Annotated in this window: 13 protein-coding genes, 2 tRNA genes, 1 other RNA gene and 2 pseudogenes; all 18 read right to left on the bottom strand. The window is 37.5% G+C overall.

Annotation, left to right across the window (positions count from 1 at the left end; all coding sequences use genetic code 11):
• Positions 1–20: 20 nt before the first annotated feature.
• Positions 21–386, bottom strand: an RNA gene (rnpB, locus tag M0Q46_00515) — RNase P RNA component class A.
• 34 nt (positions 387–420) lie between these two features.
• Complete coding sequence (locus tag M0Q46_00520; protein ID MCK9582102.1) at positions 421–828, bottom strand: ribonuclease HI family protein; 408 nt, start codon at positions 826–828, stop codon at positions 421–423.
• Positions 825–1,529 (bottom strand): C4-type zinc ribbon domain-containing protein, encoded by a 705-nt coding sequence (locus M0Q46_00525; GenBank protein MCK9582103.1) that lies wholly within the window; start codon positions 1,527–1,529, stop codon positions 825–827. Before M0Q46_00525 ends, M0Q46_00520 begins: the two co-directional genes overlap by 4 nt.
• A gap of 38 nt (positions 1,530–1,567) precedes the next feature.
• Positions 1,568–1,639: transfer RNA gene (locus M0Q46_00530), tRNA-Val, on the bottom strand.
• A 92-nt stretch (positions 1,640–1,731) separates the two neighbouring features.
• Positions 1,732–1,805: transfer RNA gene (locus M0Q46_00535), tRNA-Ile, on the bottom strand.
• A gap of 111 nt (positions 1,806–1,916) precedes the next feature.
• Positions 1,917–2,657, bottom strand: a pseudogene (locus tag M0Q46_00540) (sigma-70 family RNA polymerase sigma factor).
• 681 nt (positions 2,658–3,338) lie between these two features.
• Positions 3,339–3,593: pseudogene (locus M0Q46_00545) on the bottom strand (hypothetical protein).
• 28 nt (positions 3,594–3,621) lie between these two features.
• Positions 3,622–5,400: a DNA primase gene (gene dnaG, locus M0Q46_00550; GenBank protein ID MCK9582104.1), complete on the bottom strand. Its 1,779-nt coding sequence runs from the start codon at positions 5,398–5,400 to the stop codon at positions 3,622–3,624.
• 143 nt (positions 5,401–5,543) lie between these two features.
• Positions 5,544–6,503: a hypothetical protein gene (locus M0Q46_00555; GenBank protein ID MCK9582105.1), complete on the bottom strand. Its 960-nt coding sequence runs from the start codon at positions 6,501–6,503 to the stop codon at positions 5,544–5,546.
• A 12-nt stretch (positions 6,504–6,515) separates the two neighbouring features.
• Positions 6,516–6,722: a 30S ribosomal protein S21 gene (gene rpsU / locus M0Q46_00560; GenBank protein ID MCK9582106.1), complete on the bottom strand. Its 207-nt coding sequence runs from the start codon at positions 6,720–6,722 to the stop codon at positions 6,516–6,518.
• Between the two features lie 39 nt (positions 6,723–6,761).
• Positions 6,762–7,103, bottom strand: coding sequence for a histidine triad nucleotide-binding protein (locus M0Q46_00565; GenBank protein ID MCK9582107.1), 342 nt, complete (start codon positions 7,101–7,103; stop codon positions 6,762–6,764).
• A gap of 86 nt (positions 7,104–7,189) precedes the next feature.
• Positions 7,190–8,392: a MiaB/RimO family radical SAM methylthiotransferase gene (locus M0Q46_00570; protein MCK9582108.1), complete on the bottom strand. Its 1,203-nt coding sequence runs from the start codon at positions 8,390–8,392 to the stop codon at positions 7,190–7,192.
• Entirely contained in the window at positions 8,382–9,122 is a 741-nt protein-coding gene (locus M0Q46_00575; protein ID MCK9582109.1) for a 16S rRNA (uracil(1498)-N(3))-methyltransferase, read from the bottom strand. Before M0Q46_00575 ends, M0Q46_00570 begins: the two co-directional genes overlap by 11 nt.
• Positions 9,123–9,172: 50 nt before the next feature.
• Complete coding sequence (gene dnaJ, locus M0Q46_00580) at positions 9,173–10,306, bottom strand: molecular chaperone DnaJ (protein ID MCK9582110.1); 1,134 nt, start codon at positions 10,304–10,306, stop codon at positions 9,173–9,175.
• Between the two features lie 92 nt (positions 10,307–10,398).
• Complete coding sequence (dnaK, locus tag M0Q46_00585; GenBank protein ID MCK9582111.1) at positions 10,399–12,273, bottom strand: molecular chaperone DnaK; 1,875 nt, start codon at positions 12,271–12,273, stop codon at positions 10,399–10,401.
• Entirely contained in the window at positions 12,266–12,883 is a 618-nt protein-coding gene (locus tag M0Q46_00590; protein ID MCK9582112.1) for a nucleotide exchange factor GrpE, read from the bottom strand. The genes dnaK and M0Q46_00590 overlap by 8 nt, the downstream gene beginning before the upstream one ends.
• A 1-nt stretch (position 12,884) precedes the next feature.
• Complete coding sequence (hrcA, locus tag M0Q46_00595) at positions 12,885–13,925, bottom strand: heat-inducible transcriptional repressor HrcA (GenBank protein MCK9582113.1); 1,041 nt, start codon at positions 13,923–13,925, stop codon at positions 12,885–12,887.
• A gap of 71 nt (positions 13,926–13,996) precedes the next feature.
• Complete coding sequence (locus M0Q46_00600) at positions 13,997–16,321, bottom strand: glycosyltransferase family 39 protein (GenBank protein MCK9582114.1); 2,325 nt, start codon at positions 16,319–16,321, stop codon at positions 13,997–13,999.
• Positions 16,322–16,552: the final 231 nt, after the last annotated feature.

Genomic DNA, 16,552 nt, shown 5'->3' on the forward strand with positions numbered 1-16,552 from the left:
AAATCTCCCTTATAAAAAAATAACTGGAGCAACCTATACACCGAATTCTGTTATACGCTTTTAAGCGCATATCAGGGCCATTTCTCTGTCGTATAGATTGCTCTATACGATCAAGCGGCTTACCTGCAGGCGGTTAAACCTGCAAACTTTGCCTTGCATCCCGGTAAGGATTTAGCCGTTTCATACCTTAAGTTACCTCAAGGCCTTTACCGCACTAGGCGGCAATCTTTTGCTTTTCAGCAAAAGCCGTTACTGTTCGCACCTCTATCCCGCTATATGCGGGACGATGGGAATTGCCCACTACCGTTTATCCCGCCTATGGCGGGATTGAAGTTCGGACTTTCCTCTTTGCGAATAAATCGCAAAGCGACCCTGCAGTTGCCCCAGATAATATGAATACTGCAAAAATATTAATTTTACCTAAAACCCTGCGCCGTCAAGCGCTTGGTTTACAAGTTTGTCAGCTTCTTTGTTTTTTTCACGCGGGATGTGGCAAATATCAAATTTTTGAAATTTTACTGTATATGTTTTCGCTGTTTTGAATAGTTCTAAGAGAGTAGTGTCTTTTACGCGGTAAACACCTATCATCTGCTTGCAAATTAGTTCTGAATCTGTAAAAACCACTACCGCACAAGGCAAGTACTTTTTAGCAAGTTCTAAACCTCTTATCAGTGCAGTGTACTCGGCAATATTGTTGGTTGCCTTTCCAATATACTCTTTATGGCTCAAAATGGCTACTTTATCTCTATCACAAATGTAAACACCAATTCCAGCAGGACCTGGGTTTCCCCTTGCTCCACCATCCACAAAAATATTTAATATTTTCATTTTTTGTAAAGTATTCGAAAGCAGTTATCACACCGTACCAACGCTTGAGCTTTATGAACCTCATTGATTAATTGAGGTCTTAGGTTTATGTGACAACCGCCACAGTTTTCACCCTCAATGCAAGCAACGGCAACACCGCCTTTGCCAGAACGAATATATTCATACATTGAAAGTGTATTAGGCTCTACTTTTTGAGCTAAAATGGCTCTTTGCTGACATTTTTGCAACACATCATTTTTAAAAACATCAAGCTTTTTTGTGATATCAGTTATCTCTTGCTCAATATGCTTTTCTTTTTCTTTATATTTTTTTTCGTTTTCTTTAAGTTCTGCGCTTTTTTTCTCTGAGTCTTCCATAATTTGAAGTATCTCATCTTCTAATGCATATTTTTCTTTTTTTGCCTGTTCTATTTCTAAGATAAGAGCTTTGTAAGCATCGTTTGATTTAATGGAGTTTAACTCTCCAGAGTGTTTTTTTACCAAGCTCTCTTTTGTTTCTACATCTATTTCTTTTTCTTTGCGCTTAATTTGTAACTGTGTAAACGACAACTTTGTTGCCTCAAAATCTGCCTTAAACTGTAACATAAGCTCTTTTTTTTGAGTGATTTCCAATGGAATGCCACTTATTTGTGAATTTAGCACATCAATTGCATTGTCTTTCTCTTGCAGTTCAATAAGTAGTGTAATGTCGTCGGATAACATAAGTTCTCCAGTTATTATTGCAAAATGCGAGTTGAAAATGGGTAGTGCAGGGTTCGAACCTGCGACCTCTCGCGTGTGAGGCGAGCGCTCTTCCACTGAGCTAACCACCCGCATACCCTTTTGGATTATATAAAGTTTGCGTCTGAACGGTCAAGGAATTGTTTTAATCCGGGTTTAAGGGTAAACTAATAGATGAGAAAACTGGGCTCGGTAGGACTTGAACCTACGACCAATCGATTATGAGTCGATTGCTCTAACCAACTGAGCTACGAGCCCATTTTATGGATAGGCATTTTATTCTAAATTTTTAAAAAAATCAACTCAAGCGTTACAAATTTATTTACAATTCAAAATAAAACAAACTTATCTATGAAATTACAAGTGCTTTTAATCAATATACTCACGTAGTGGCTTACTTCTTGATGAGTGGCGCAACTTTCTAATTGCCTTTGCCTCTATTTGGCGCACCCTTTCCCTTGTTACTCCAAAAATTTTACCTACCTCTTCAAGTGTTCTTGGATATCCAACACCTATTCCATAACGCAGGCGAATTATATCAGCTTCGCGTGGAGTTAATGTATTTAATACTTTCTCAATTTCAAGCCTTAAACGGTACTCGCTCGTTTTTTGCATTGGGCTTGGACTATTGCGGTCCTCAATAAAATCCTCAAGCCGCGAATCTTCTTCTTCACCAATAGGTGTTGCAAGAGAGATTGGCTCCTGCATCATTTTTAGAACCTTACGAACTCTATCTGTAGAAAGCCGCAAATGTTTTGAGTACTCTTCAATGGTTGGCTCACGGCCTGATTCTTGCAAATAACGCTTTTTTATCTTTGTAAGCTTTGAAATTAACTCCTTCATATGAACAGGAATTCTTATTGTTCTTGACTGGTCTGCAATTGCTCTATTTATTGACTGACGAATCCACCATGTTGCGTAAGTGGAAAACTTAAAACCTCTTTTCCACTCAAACTTTTCAACCGCTTTGGAAAGACCAAGATTACCCTCTTGAATAAGATCAGAAAGCTCTAAATTACTTATGCCAACATGTTTTTTTGCTATTGAAACTACAAGGCGGAAGTTTGCCCTGATAAGTTTCGTTTTATCTTCATGTATTTTTTCCTCGAGATCTCTTATTTGTGTGTCTGTCGCTAAGAGTTCCTCCCTTGAGACCGGAACACCTTCCATGAGGCGGCCTGTTTTGGCAGCAGAACTTTCAAATGTCTCCGCAAGTGTAATTGAATTTGCAAGAATTCTACCAGTTTGTTTTTTAAATTGGCTCTCTTTAAGACGGCCAGCCTTTGCACTTTTAACAAGAGCATTAAACTTTGCCCATGGCATACGCAAATTCTTTTCAATTTTTGCAACTTCTTCTTCAGCCTCACGTAATTTTTGAGCGGTGGTTTTAATTTTATTTGTAAGGCGTTTTATTTTGTCTTGGTTAAGGTTTAAACCTATTATTGTATTTCTAATAATATCTTTTTGTTCTTTCAGCAACTTTTCAATCTTTGCACGTTCTTTATCTGATATTTTCTTTTTATCAAGGCGCGCGCTAAGCTTTGTGGCTTTTTTTTCTGCTTTGCTTATGCCTGAAACTGCTTTTTTCATCTTTTGGCGCATACGGCTTAGCTGGCCAACAGATTTTCTGCCGCGGGGCATAAGCTCTTTCGTTGTCATTTCCTGCTGAGTTATCAGGTTTTCCCAAGTGCGAATTTCCTTTAGAATCAACGGGGATTCCAGCACAACCATCTTAAGCAATTTTTCATTGTCATAAACACTGCGGGCAAGCTCTATCTCCGTTTTCCTGTCAAGCAGAGGAACTTTTGCCATTTCACTTAAATACATCTTTACCGGATTTGTTGTTTCGTCATCTTCATCGGCATTTATTATTGCAGCTTCTGTCGCCTCACCTGCTTTGCGCGCGGCTTCTTTGCGTTCGACAACAGATATGCCAAGGTTTTCAAGCGTTCCAAAAAAACTGTCAATTTGCTCGGGTGAAACAGCCTTACCGGGGAGATGATGATTAATTTCGTCATAGGTGAGATAGCCCTGTCCTCTGCCCATCTCAATAAGGTCTTTGAAAAGTTTTTCCTTATCTTGCATTAGTTCTCTCCGAACCCTTTAATTTTCTATTTAAAGCAAGGTACAATTCAATTTTCTTGTCATCTTTTGGAATTTTACCGCCAAGCATTAACTCAACTTCATTCTTAAGCAAATCTCTTGTGCCTTTTTCTGTTCTTTTTTTAAGATCGTTGCAAAGCGTTTCTAATAACTGTTTTGGATTATCATACACTTTCTGTTCCAAAACCAGGGATGCAAACCAAGAAACATCTTGCGCATCTAAACTGCCAATTATGTCCGTGCTTTTTGCCCCAGAGCCAAGTAGCTCAAAAATCTTCAGGCACCTTTTGTCTAAAAACAAATCAGATTGAAGCTTTGCAATATATTCAGGATTTAACACCAAAAACTGTAAAAGTTCTTCCTCAGCTGTTCTTATTATACTCGGTGTAACTTGTTTAACTTCTGCTTCAACTTTTGACCTGCTACCTGAAAACTTTTTAAATTTTAAAAATTCATTATTTATTGAATCTTCTTTGACACCAACTTTTTCCGAGAGAAGCTTTATCCATTCTGATTTTGCTACAGAGTTTTTTACCAAATCTACAAATGGCAAAACTTCTGATACAACCTTTGCTTTTTCATCTGGGGTATTTATGCCATATTTTTTTATGCTCTCTTGCACAACAAACTCAGAGGCATCAAGAGCTTCTTTAAGTATGGCCTCAAATTTTGCCAGCCCATGTTGCAAAATAAACTCATCGGGGTCTTTACCTTCTGGCATAAAAACTACCGAACATGCAACTTCATTTTCTATTAAAGGAGTTATGCCACGCAATGCCGCCTGTAAACCAGCATTATCGGAGTCAAAAAGCAGTGTTGCTTTGTCAGAATACCTTTTTAAAATTCTTGCCTGCTGCGAAGTAAAAGCAGTGCCAAGCGATGCCACAGTTCTTGCGCAACCCTCTTGGTGTGTTAAAACAACATCCATATATCCTTCGAGCACAATTGGATTTAAGTTTTGCCTTAAATCACTAAGTGCCTGATAAAGACCATATAACTGTTCAGATTTTGAGTAAAGCTGCGTTTCCGGAGTATTAAGATATTTAGGCTGACCAGCATCTAAAATTCTGCCGCCGAAAGCAACCACTTTACCCTGAGAGTTTAATATCGGGAAAACCACTCTGCCTGACATATACTCAAAGTATGTGCCACGTTCTGTTTTTACTGTTATGCCACATGCTACAAGATCTTCTTGAGTATAGCCTTTTTTCTTTGCTTGTATTTGAAGCTGATTTTTTGGAGCAAAACCAAGCTTAAACTTTTCTATTGTGGCTTTTTTTATACCTCTGCTTTTCAAATACTCTCTAGCTTTTTCCCCATCCTGTGATTCCAAAAGATACCTATTGTAAAAATTTGCTGCCTGCTCCAAAATACCTAGTAATTTCTGCCTTTGCGATGCTTTTGGGAAATTGCGCTCGTTCGTTTCTTCTATTGTTACATTTGCTTTTGACGCAAGTTTTTTTACTGCCTCATGCCATGGAATTTTATCCATGTGCATTACAAATGTGAAAACATCGCCACTTTCTCTGCATCCAAAACAGGTGTAAATACCCTTATCCGGACTTACTATAAACGATGGGGATTTCTCTTTGTGAAAAGGGCATAGTCCCTTCCAATTTCTACCGGCTTTTTTTATGGAAGGAAGATATTCGCGCACGACATCAACAATATCAAGGGATGTGCGAATTCTTTCAATAATTTCATTTGGGATTGCCATAAGTGTTTCAGCAATTAAACCTAGATTTTGCAATAGGATTTGGAATTCGTCGCAAGATATGGGACATTTTTATCCGCAAAACTCTTGCTAATGGAATTACCATTATCTGCAATTTTTGCGTCAAAAATGCCTCCATCTCTTTCGTCTCGGTTCTCAAACCTATTACAAAGTCTAGGTTAACTACGGCGGAACCTTTTAAAACCCGAGCATTCCACAGTTTCAATTTTACCGAATTTTTTTTCAACAGCGTCAAGCATTAAATTAATTCCAAGATTATCAGAAGAGATATGACCTGCTATCACCACATTTATATGATGTTTTTGGGCATTCTTATAATGATCTTCACTCATATGCATGCACACCATTGTGCCTACGCCGGCTTGCGAAAGCTTTTCAATTAGGTCTTTTGAACCTTCTGTGCCACCAGTCATATCTACAAATATTTTACCGGTGCGATTTTCCGGCAAACCATTTATAATTATTGGGCCAGCACCAATTGAATCGGCATATTTGTACTCTGAAATATCCAAAAGTAAATCAACAACCGCATCAAGATTTTTAGGTTTGCTTTCATCAAAGAGCTTCTGTAAGTAAGATACCACATGATTATCGGCAACGGTATGGGCAGACATAAAAGGAATGCCCAAAAGCAAAGCTGCATCAACAGCTCTTGTATGGTTTGCAGATAACACGCGCCTTGCAACTTCTTTTTCACGAGTGCTTGTAAGAGACTCAGAAACATTTAGAGGGACGCCAAACTTATTTAAAATATCCGCTTGCATACCAATAACCTGAGAAAAAGTTGCATAGGCTTTACCTTCAGGATGATGCGTAATTACAAGGTCAATTTTCCTACCAGCGGCATTTAGGGTATTGGCAAGCAGCATTTCAGATGTCTCAATATCTATACCAAAGAGTATTGTTTTAACCTCTTCGTTTCCACTTCCGTTTAATATTCTTGAATCGGCGTATGGATTTGTGAGCTTATCTGTATCAAAGCGCCCTTTTTCTTTGCCGGAAAGTTTCGCGTATTTCTCCGCATTATCAACAAGAAGTTCTCTTACGGCTTTTGGACCGCGTGGGTCCTGCGTTATGCCTTGAGAAATAATGAATTCAAAAAGCTCTTTAAATTTCATTTATAGAATCTCTTATTTTGCCCATCTATTCTCTTTTAACATTCTGCGGCGCATTTTGCGCTTTGCTTCTGCCTGCTTTTCTTTGCGCACAACGCTTGGAGCTTTATAAAACTCTCTTTTTTTAATCTCTTGCATTATGCCATTTCTTTCACATTCGCGCTTAAACCTTCTAATGGCTTCTTCAATTGATTCGCCTTCACGAACCCGTACATTAACCATCCTAGAAACACCACCTTTTTTTACAGTTTATTTAAATTATTATCCAGCAGGCCAAGAAAACTTTCTACCGCCAAGCAAATGAAAGTGAATATGCCACACACTCTGCCCTGCATTGCCGCCACAATTTGCAACCAGGCGATAACCATCTTTTGCGATATTTTCTTGTTGTGCAATTTTTGACGCGGCAAAAACCACTTTTCCCATAATTTCCGAGTCGGACTCTTCAAGTTTGTCCAAACTCACAATATGTTTTTTAGGTACAATAACTACATGAACCGGAGCTTCCGGCTTTGTATCTCTAAACGCAAAAACAAAACCGTCTTCGTAAACAATAGAAGACGGAATATGCCTTGCAATAATTTTGCAGAATAGGCAATCCATTTGAGCTTTTGTATTATAACAGAAGTTGGCTGTTAATAGCAAGTGGTATTTTACAAAACAAGCAATAATTTAAGCTATTTCTGCTGTTAAACCGCTAAACAACTTGCAACCACAATACCGTTTTGCTCACCTATAAGCACATTAAATGGGCCTTTTCCTTGCACAACAGGGCCGATATTTAACGCTTTTATGTAATTAGTTGTTAAAAAGTAATTATCTTCTTCAAAAACAGCAGGCAATACTTTGCCAACAAACCCTTGCCAGTACAACTCACTTAGTGTTTTTCCTACTTCCTTTAACTTCACATAGCGCTTTTTAGCAACTTCAACAGGAACACTATTAGAAAAACTTGTAGCAGCTGTGCCTGGCCGCTTTGAATATGTAAAAACATGTAATCGTGAGAATGCGACATTGTTAACAACATTTAGCGTTTGCTCAAAATTTTCTTGCGTTTCACCTGGAAAACCAACAATTACATCGCTTGTTATACTAACATCTGACAATTGAGCTCTTATTTCAACAATTTTATTGATAAACTCTTTTGAATTATAGCGCCTGTTCATTCTTTTTAAGATTGTATCTGAGCCCGATTGCAAAGGCAGATGAAAATGCTGGCAAAACCTATTAGTATTTTTTGCAATTATATTTAGCAACTGAGGGCTCACATCTGTTACCTCAAGAGACGAAAGACGCACTAAGAAATTGCCTGGAAGTTTTGATAAAGCATTTAAAAGTTTTTCAAGGCCTCCCGCGTACTTACCAAGGCGCACGCCTGATAACACAATTTCGGGATAGCCATTTTTTACCAAATCCGAAACCTCACTAAGCACACTTTCAATTGGTTTGCTTGTCAATTTTGAACGTACAAAAGGCACAATGCAGTAAGTGCAAAAGTTGTCGCATCCGTCTTGCACTTTAATAAATGCGCGGGTGTGGCCATCAAATGAAGTTATGTTTTTATTAAGCTCTTTTATTTGTGGAAAATATTCATCAAATAGTTTAACTTCTTTTGGGAAATTATGATTTTCTTTTGCTTTTTTCGCATAACAACCGGCTAAATAAATTTCTATATTTGGGTTTTCTTTAAATGTTTTGTTAATTAAACGCAGACACTCATTGTCGGCCGCAATTGTTACAGTACAGGAACTTATAACAAGAATATTTGCCTGATTAATATTTTGCACCAAATTATAGCCATCAGCTGTTAGAAATTCTCTTATCTGCTGAGCTTCGTACTGGCTTAGTTTGCAACCATAAGCACGAATAAATACTTTTTTATTATTTCCCATTATAGGCACCAAAGTGGTTTAATACTAAAGTTGAGGTGAGAAGTCCTGCAGTTTCCGAGCGAAGGATGTTTTTACCAAGTGTAACAGGAGTTATACCAAAGCTTTTTGCAATGTCAATTTCTTTGTGAGTAAATCCGCCTTCCGGCCCTATAAAAACATTTATACTAACCGGAGAGGAGTGTTCAATATTAGCAAGAACTAATTCTATACTATTACCCTCTTCGCTTTCCCATGGGATAATAGAAAAAACACCAGAGTTAATATTTGAAATGGCTTTTACAAAATCAATAGGGTCGGAAACTTCAATACCGTTGGCTTGCTTTGATTGCTTCTCTGCGGAGAGTGCTATTCTTTTCCATCGTTCAATTTTCGCTGTGCCAATATCTTTTAAAATTGATCTTTCACAAATTAACGGGTAAATTGAGCTAACACCTAACTCAACTGCTTTTTCAACAAGCCAGTCAAATTTATCGCCTTTTAGCACTGCCTGATAAAGTTTTAAATTAACTTTTCTTGCAGGTGCATTTTCACAAGAGATAATTTTACAGGTAATTTTTTCTGCGGAGATCTCTTGAATTTTCCCACTATATACCTTGCCGCTTCCATCAAACACCTGTATTTTATCACCTATTTGTTTACGCAAAACTCTTGCAAGATGGCCTGCTTCTGAACCATCAACAGTAAAATTAGTTGCGGATATATTTTCTGGCTTTACGAAGTAAAATGGCATATTATTTGATTTAAAATGACAACTTATTACTAAATTTAAGTGCGCTGCAATTATCTTCCAAAAACTTTTTTAAATGGGTTTGTGCCTTGTGTCTCTTGGGTTTCACCAAATGAACGGGCAAGTTCATGTAATGCATTTTTTTGCTTATCAGTTAATGTTTTTGGCACGCTAAGCATTATTTTTACAAGTAAATCTCCACGCCCCTTTCTGCCCAAATGAGGTACACCCTCTCCCCTTATGCGCATCGTTGTACCTGGCTGAGTGCTTGATGGAATTTTTATTTTAACACTGCCTTCAACTGTTTTTACATCTAATTCCGCGCCAAATACTGCCTGTGTGTAACTTATATTTAAGCTTGTTAATAAATCATCTTCATGCCTTTGAAAATTTGGATGCTGTTTTATGCGCACAACAACAAACAAATCACCTGCTGTGCCACCACCTTCAGGAAAATTACCAGCCCCAGTAACACGCAAAGACGTGCCATCATCAACACCTGTAGGAATGCGAACAGTTATTTTACTTGTTGAACGCGTTGTACCTGCACCGCCGCAAGATGGGCATGGGTTTTCTATTATGCTACCAGAGCCCTTACATTTTGGACATGCCTGACTAAATGAGAAAAACCCTTGAGAATAACGTACCTGACCTGAGCCCTTGCACTGCGTACATGTTTTTGCAGAAGTACCCTGCCTTGCCCCAGAACCAGAACAAGTTGAACAAACCTCACGACGAGGAATACTTATTGGTATCTCTCTGCCTTTTACAGCATCTTCAAGTGTTAATTCAAGTTCATACCTTAAATCTGCACCGCGCCTTGTACCACGAGACCTTCTTTGTCCGCCGCCTCTATTGGCACCACCAAAGATGTCACCAAACATATCGCCAAATATATCACCCACAGAAGAAAAATCGCCATAGTCTCCAAAACCCTGCCCTTGTGCCCCTTGCCCCTGATTGGCATTAAATGCATCTGGGCCAAACTGGTCATACTGTGCGCGTTTTTCCGAACTTGAAAGTACTTCATAGGCCTCGTTTATTTCTTTAAACTTATTTTCAGCAGATTTATCGCCAGGATTTTTATCGGGATGATATTTTATAGCAAGTTTACGATATGCCGCCTTTATTTCTTCAATTGAGGCGGCTTTTTGTACTCCAAGAATTTCGTAGTAGTCGTGTTTCATTTTGATCAAATGCCTTTATTTTATTATTTGTGAGCTAACTATAAACTGAAGGGCATTCCAATTAGAAACAACTGGAATACCCCTCAGGTTTTTTATTTTTTCTCTTCATCTACAACTTCTGCGTCAACAACTTTTTCATTTGATGTGTTTTGCCCTTGAGCTTGTTCCTGTGCGTTTTGATCCGCAGAACCCGCCTGAGCGCCCTGTTGAGATTGCTGTGCTTGTTTGTAAACTGCCTCAGCAAGTTTATGTGATGCAGCTGTTAAAGTATCTTTTGTTCTTTTGAGTAACTCAACATCGCTACCTTTTAGTGCTTCCTTTGCTTCGCTTAGAGCTCTTTCAATATTTAATCTTTCATCAGATGAAATTTTATCGCCGTTTTCTTTTAAAGCTTTTTCTGTTGCGTAAACCAAATTGTCGGTTTCATTTTTCACCTCAACAACTTCTTTTTGCTTAACATCGTCAGCGGCAAATTGCTCGGCTTGCTTTACAAACTTTTCAACCTCATCTTTTGAAAGTTTATTTGGCGCAGAAATTTTAATTGATTGTTCTTTTCCTGTGCCTTTATCTTTTGCCAATACATGTAATATACCGTTTGCATCAATATCAAAAGTAACCTCTATTTGTGGCACACCTCTTGGAGCTGGAGGAATACCATCAAGCATAAATTTGCCAAGGGAAACGTTGTCTTTTGCCATTGGGCGTTCACCCTGCAACACATGAACTTCTACCGATGGCTGATTGTCGGCCGCAGTGGAAAATACCTGAGAGCGCTTAACAGGCAAGGTTGTATTCCTTTCAATTATGGCTGTTCTTACACCACCAAGTGTTTCAAGGCCAAGTGTAAGTGGAGTAACATCTAATAGGAGAATATCTTTTACTTCGCCAGTTAGCACTGCTGCCTGTATAGCCGCACCGTGCGCCACGCACTCCATTGGGTCTATTCCTCTTTCTACTTTTTTGCCAACATAATCTTCAACAAATTTTTGAACAATTGGCATTCTGGTTGGTCCGCCGACAAGAATTATTTTTTCAATTGCAGAAAGTGCAAGTTTTGAATCACCAAGCGCCTGATCTACAGATGTTTTACACCTTTGCACAATCGGCCTTACTATGTTTTCAAGCGTTGCACGAGAGAACTTCATAGCTAAGTGTTTTGGCCCTGAAGCATCGGCAGTAATAAACGGCAGGTTTATATCAGTTTCAAGCACATTGGAAAGCTCAATTTTTGCTTTCTCTGCTGCTTCTTTAAAGCGCTGCATTGCCATTTTGTCTTTTCTTAAATCAATCCCATTTTCTTTTTTGAACTGCTCAGCAATATAGTCAATAAGTGCATTGTCCATATCGGTACCACCAAGCTGTGTATCACCTGAAGTTGAAAGCACTTCAAATGTGCCTTCAGCACCCATTTCCATAATTGTTACATCAAGGGTACCACCACCTAAGTCAAATACCAATATTTTCTGCTCTTTGCCGCCCTTATCAATGCCATAAGCAAGCGATGCCGCTGTTGGCTCATTAACAAGACGCACAACTTCAAGACCGGCAATGGAACCTGCATCTTTTGTCGCCTGTCGCTGATTGTCATTAAAGTAGGCAGGCACAGTTATAACAGCTTTTGTAACTGTTTCACCCAAAAACGCCTCGGCATCTCTTTTAATTTTTTGCAAAATAAATCCTGAAAGCTGTTGTGGTGTGTATTCTTTGCCGTGTATTGAGTACTTAAAATCGGTACCCATTTTTCTTTTAAACGCGGTAATTGTACCTTCTGGGTTTGTTACAGCCTGCCTTCTTGCCGGCTCGCCAATTAAAAGCTGGCCATCTTTTGTAAATGCTACATACGACGGGAATGCTTTACCGCCAAGAGTTGTTCCTTCAGCTGAAGGAACAATTGTCGCTTTACCACCTTCCATTACGGCGGCTGCCGAATTTGATGTACCTAAGTCAATACCAATAATTTTAGCCATTTAATTCTCCCCCTTCTATTTTTTTATTATTTTTAGCAACTTTAACTCTTGCGTGTTTAATTACTTTTTCGCCAATTTTGTAACCATCTTGCAAAACCTCAATAATACTCCCATCTTTTGCTTTATTATCTTCAATTTGTTCAACAGCATCATGCAAATTTAAATCAAACTGCCTGCCTAATGCATCAATTATTCTTACGCCCTCTGCTTTTAGCATTCTTTGAAACTCGCTATGTATAAGTTTTAATCCTGTTTTTATACTTTCTAAATCACTAGCTCCATCAACACTTTTACAAGCCTGCTCAATTACAAATAACAGGTCGAGTTGTTTAAGAAGAATATCTTCTTTGCCCCAGGCAATAAGTGCATGCTTTTCTTTTTCATTTCTTTTCCTAAAATTTTCAAACTCTGCCTTTAAGCGCAATAACTGATCACTTAGTTCGTTATTTTTTTTCTTTTCTTCACCTAATGCCTGGCTCAATATTTCCAACTCACCCACTTTTTCTTCTCTGGCGGTATTTAAAACCTCTTTTTGATTATCTATACAGGGACTATTATCGTCAGAATTATCGTTACAATCACAAGTTGAATTATCTTTTTGTTTTTCCAATTTACTCTCCCATCTTACCTAGCATTTTATTTACAATCTCTGTTACCGTGCCAACTATAGACATCATCTTAGCGTATTCCATTCTTTTTGGACCAACTATACCTAAAACACCAAGTGGTTTTTCTCCATCTTTATAAACAGCGCTTATCACACTAAAGTTTGCCAACTCCTTGCACTCAGTTTCTGCACCAATGAGCACATTTACACCATCTTTAAGAAAATCTTTCCCAACCGCTTGCGATAAAATTTTCTTTTCATCACCTATTTTTAACAAACATCGCATTGGCTCATAATCTCTAAACTCTGGAAGAGATAAAATATTTAAAGCACCATCAATATATAATTCCTCATCAAGATCAAAGATGTCCTTTCCTATGTTTTTTGCAAGCATTAAAACTTCTTTATGTTCCTGCTCGGCCTCTGCTATTTTATATGCAATATTCTTTTTTGCTTCGGCCATACTCATGCCGCACATTTTCTTATTAAGTAGTTTATTTACATATGCAATCTTTTCACGGTTAACAATCGAGTTAACAATGTGGTGCTTAACAATACCTGTGTCAGTTACCATTATAGCAAGCAATTGTGAATCTGAAATAGGTATTAACTCTATATGCTTTAAACAGTTAACTTCATTTTTTGGCGCAAGTACAAAACCATAATACTTAGAAAGCCCTGAAAGCACATGAGATGTTTGCATAAGCACATCTTGTAACTCTTTAACCTTGCCGTGGTACCCTTTTGTTATTCGTTCTTTTTCAGAAATTACAAGTTTTTGGAGCTCAAAGAGCGAGTCAACATACAATCGATAACCTTTATCTGTTGGAATACGCCCTGCGGAAGTATGCGGGTGGCTAAGATAACCTGCATTTTCAAGGTCAGCCATTATATTTCTTATTGTTGCAGGTGAGAGGTCAAAACCATGTTCTTCTATAAGTACTTTTGAACCGACAGGTTTTGCAGTTTTAATATACTGGTGAATTACGGCTTGCAAGACCTTTCTTTTTCTATCCTCTAAAGTTTTTGGAGCTATTTGACGCATAACTGATTTAGCACTCCCTTGTTTGAAGTGCCAATATTATAACACTGACCATTATTTTTGTCAAGTGGGTATTATTTCGACTCAGAAATTAAACGTTCTACGGTTTTGGAGAGCTTTTCCCAGCGGTCTTGTTTATAGAAGTTCTTTGCAAGGAAAAAATTAGGCGGGGCTTGATGAGGCTTCAGCGCTTCTTCTTTGGACATTATTTCATAAACATAAACATAGTTAAATGGGTTTGCAGAATATTGCGCCCAGTATTGTGGCACATCGTTTTTAATTGAAAATACTCCTTGTTGCAAGTTTTCAAAATCAGGGCAAAACATAGCCACTTCACGCACATATTTATTCCAAAACTTTGAGAACATTTCAAGTTCAGCTGGTTCAAAATTAGCCAAGTCAAAAGATGTAAGCCGCACCGACTCCGGCACACTTAATAAAATATAATTTATATTTATATTTTTATTTTTAAGTTTTGCGTAATAATCATCCTCATTTTTACTTTCGCTAAGCCAACTTATTAATGGGTAATTCCTTTGAAGGTCACTCATAATTACCCTGCGTTCTATATAAAATATTCTTTGCTCACCCATGATTGCGACAGTAGAATCTTTTGGAGTATGCTGGTTTATCCATTGCGCCATTGCGTAATATGGTGTTGGGTAACTTGGCCGCATTTTATTTAAATAATCGGCCTTCGTTTGATAGCCCAGAGATACCGCAAGACAGTTGTTTGAAAATTTTTGAATGTTCATAACAAGGAAAAGATTTTTAAACATCAACAACACAAGAAGTGTAAAAAGCAATACTTTGACATATTTATTTTTAGATATTAAAGCAACATAAGCTCCGCACAATAAACAAATAACAGGAACTGCCGTCATAAAATACCTAAAATACATATTTGTTGTTACACCCCAAACAAGCCAGTAAAATGCAATATATATAAAAATCTTGTATGTATGCTTGAAATTGCTTTTTATAAATAATGCCAGTGGTAAAAGCAACAGCAAAAGCGGACCAGGATATGCCTCTTCAAATTTCCCCATAGTTATTGCCCAAGGACCAGTAAAAACATTTAAAAATGATTTTAGTATTTTTTTAGGGCCAAAAAGATCTATCCCAATCGTTACAGAATCAATTGCCCTAGATGGCGATGAAGCTGGCCCTCCTAAATATTTTGTTAACCATGGGTGTATTGGGTTACCTGTATGAACATAACTGTATAACATCCATGGCATATAAACAGCAAAGAACACTCCCCAAAAAATGCCTAAAGATTTTACTAAATTAACTAAACCCCTTTTTTCAAATATAGCATCTGCCACAAGCACAAGCATTGCAGCTGCTGCTGCAAAAAGTGAGGTATGCTTCATACCAAACGCAATACCATAGTTAATTGCACATAAAATAAGCCATTTGCGATTTTGTGGATCTTTTAAAAAGCTAAAAAGAGCAAAAAAACCAAGTGTTTCAAAAAAAGCAATGGGCATTTCCATGCCAGAACGAAATGAAATAATACCTGTGTATGGAATTGTTAGAAATATCGCCGCACCTACAAAACCAGCACTTTTTGTAAAAAACTTTTTACCAGCAACATAAATAACCATGGCTGTTAATATTGAAAATAAATAATGCAAAACCTTACATGAGCGTTCGTCTCCAAACATTAAACCAAATGAATACAAAATATTTACATTTCCAGGAAAGAAACAGGATGTAACTATAGTTTCATCGGGCATTATTTTGTGATTTTGCAACCAGAAATTTGGTTTACCTATATGCACAATTAATGAATCGTAAAATGTTTCTGGAGCAAAAGAACCAATAAGCACAACCACGGCAAAAGCGAGTATTGGCAACAAAAGTATTTTTTCAAAACCAAGGGCAGGTGAGGTTTGGAATGCTTCTTTATTTTTAGATAATAAAATATCAAGCAAACCAAAAACATTAAACAACAAAATCATTGGGATAAATATCCAAGAATAGAAAAAGCCGCAGACACCAAAAAAATAAGCTACAAAGAAAATAGCCCCAAGACCAAGAGATATAGAAAATATAATTCTTTCTGAAAGCGAAGTGACAGCAATTTTAAAAACACTAAATATATGTTTTCCAATAGCATATGCCGCAAAAACAATAAAAATAGCCGATAGAAGATTCCACGCATTTTGCAATAGTACAATTATATTTTCTGGGCCAAATGGCTGGGTGAACTTTGAAAGGTCAAAATAGTAATTAACAACAGATGCAGGTATATTTGCAGTTTTAAAATAAGCACTTAAGAGAAACCATGCCCATACAACTAATGCCGTTATAATAATTAAAACTGGCACTCTGAAATTTTTGTTTTCAGCTATAGTTGGTTTTTGAATTATTGTTTTATTTTTCTTACCCATTTATTATCCTTTGAGCACATTCTTGTAGACCACAAGGATGCACCCAAATATGTTATTTACTTTTGGCCAATTTAAGACCCTTTCACTTGTTCTAATGTCCGCAAAATGGGCATAATACTCAAAAAGTGTTGCTAAAAACAAGGGATAAAGTCTTAAATATAGACGACAAGTAAAAACATTTGATACTCTTTTATTGAAACGGTTCAATAAAGGAGCATGAATGCAAAAAAA

The sequence above is a fragment of the Endomicrobiales bacterium genome, assembly GCA_023228045.1.
Classification (GTDB): Bacteria; Elusimicrobiota; Endomicrobiia; order Endomicrobiales; family JALOBY01; genus JALOBY01.

Coding starts and splice junctions, on each gene's coding strand:
- M0Q46_00520 (MCK9582102.1), bottom strand. CDS start 828: ATGAAAATATTAAATATTTTTGTGGATGGTGGAGCAAGGGGAAACCCA.
- M0Q46_00525 (MCK9582103.1), bottom strand. CDS start 1,529: ATGTTATCCGACGACATTACACTACTTATTGAACTGCAAGAGAAAGAC.
- M0Q46_00555 (MCK9582105.1), bottom strand. CDS start 6,503: ATGAAATTTAAAGAGCTTTTTGAATTCATTATTTCTCAAGGCATAACG.
- rpsU (MCK9582106.1), bottom strand. CDS start 6,722: ATGGTTAATGTACGGGTTCGTGAAGGCGAATCAATTGAAGAAGCCATT.
- M0Q46_00565 (MCK9582107.1), bottom strand. CDS start 7,103: ATGGATTGCCTATTCTGCAAAATTATTGCAAGGCATATTCCGTCTTCT.
- M0Q46_00570 (MCK9582108.1), bottom strand. CDS start 8,392: ATGGGAAATAATAAAAAAGTATTTATTCGTGCTTATGGTTGCAAACTA.
- M0Q46_00575 (MCK9582109.1), bottom strand. CDS start 9,122: ATGCCATTTTACTTCGTAAAGCCAGAAAATATATCCGCAACTAATTTT.
- dnaJ (MCK9582110.1), bottom strand. CDS start 10,306: ATGAAACACGACTACTACGAAATTCTTGGAGTACAAAAAGCCGCCTCA.
- dnaK (MCK9582111.1), bottom strand. CDS start 12,273: ATGGCTAAAATTATTGGTATTGACTTAGGTACATCAAATTCGGCAGCC.
- hrcA (MCK9582113.1), bottom strand. CDS start 13,925: ATGCGTCAAATAGCTCCAAAAACTTTAGAGGATAGAAAAAGAAAGGTC.
- M0Q46_00600 (MCK9582114.1), bottom strand. CDS start 16,321: ATGGGTAAGAAAAATAAAACAATAATTCAAAAACCAACTATAGCTGAA.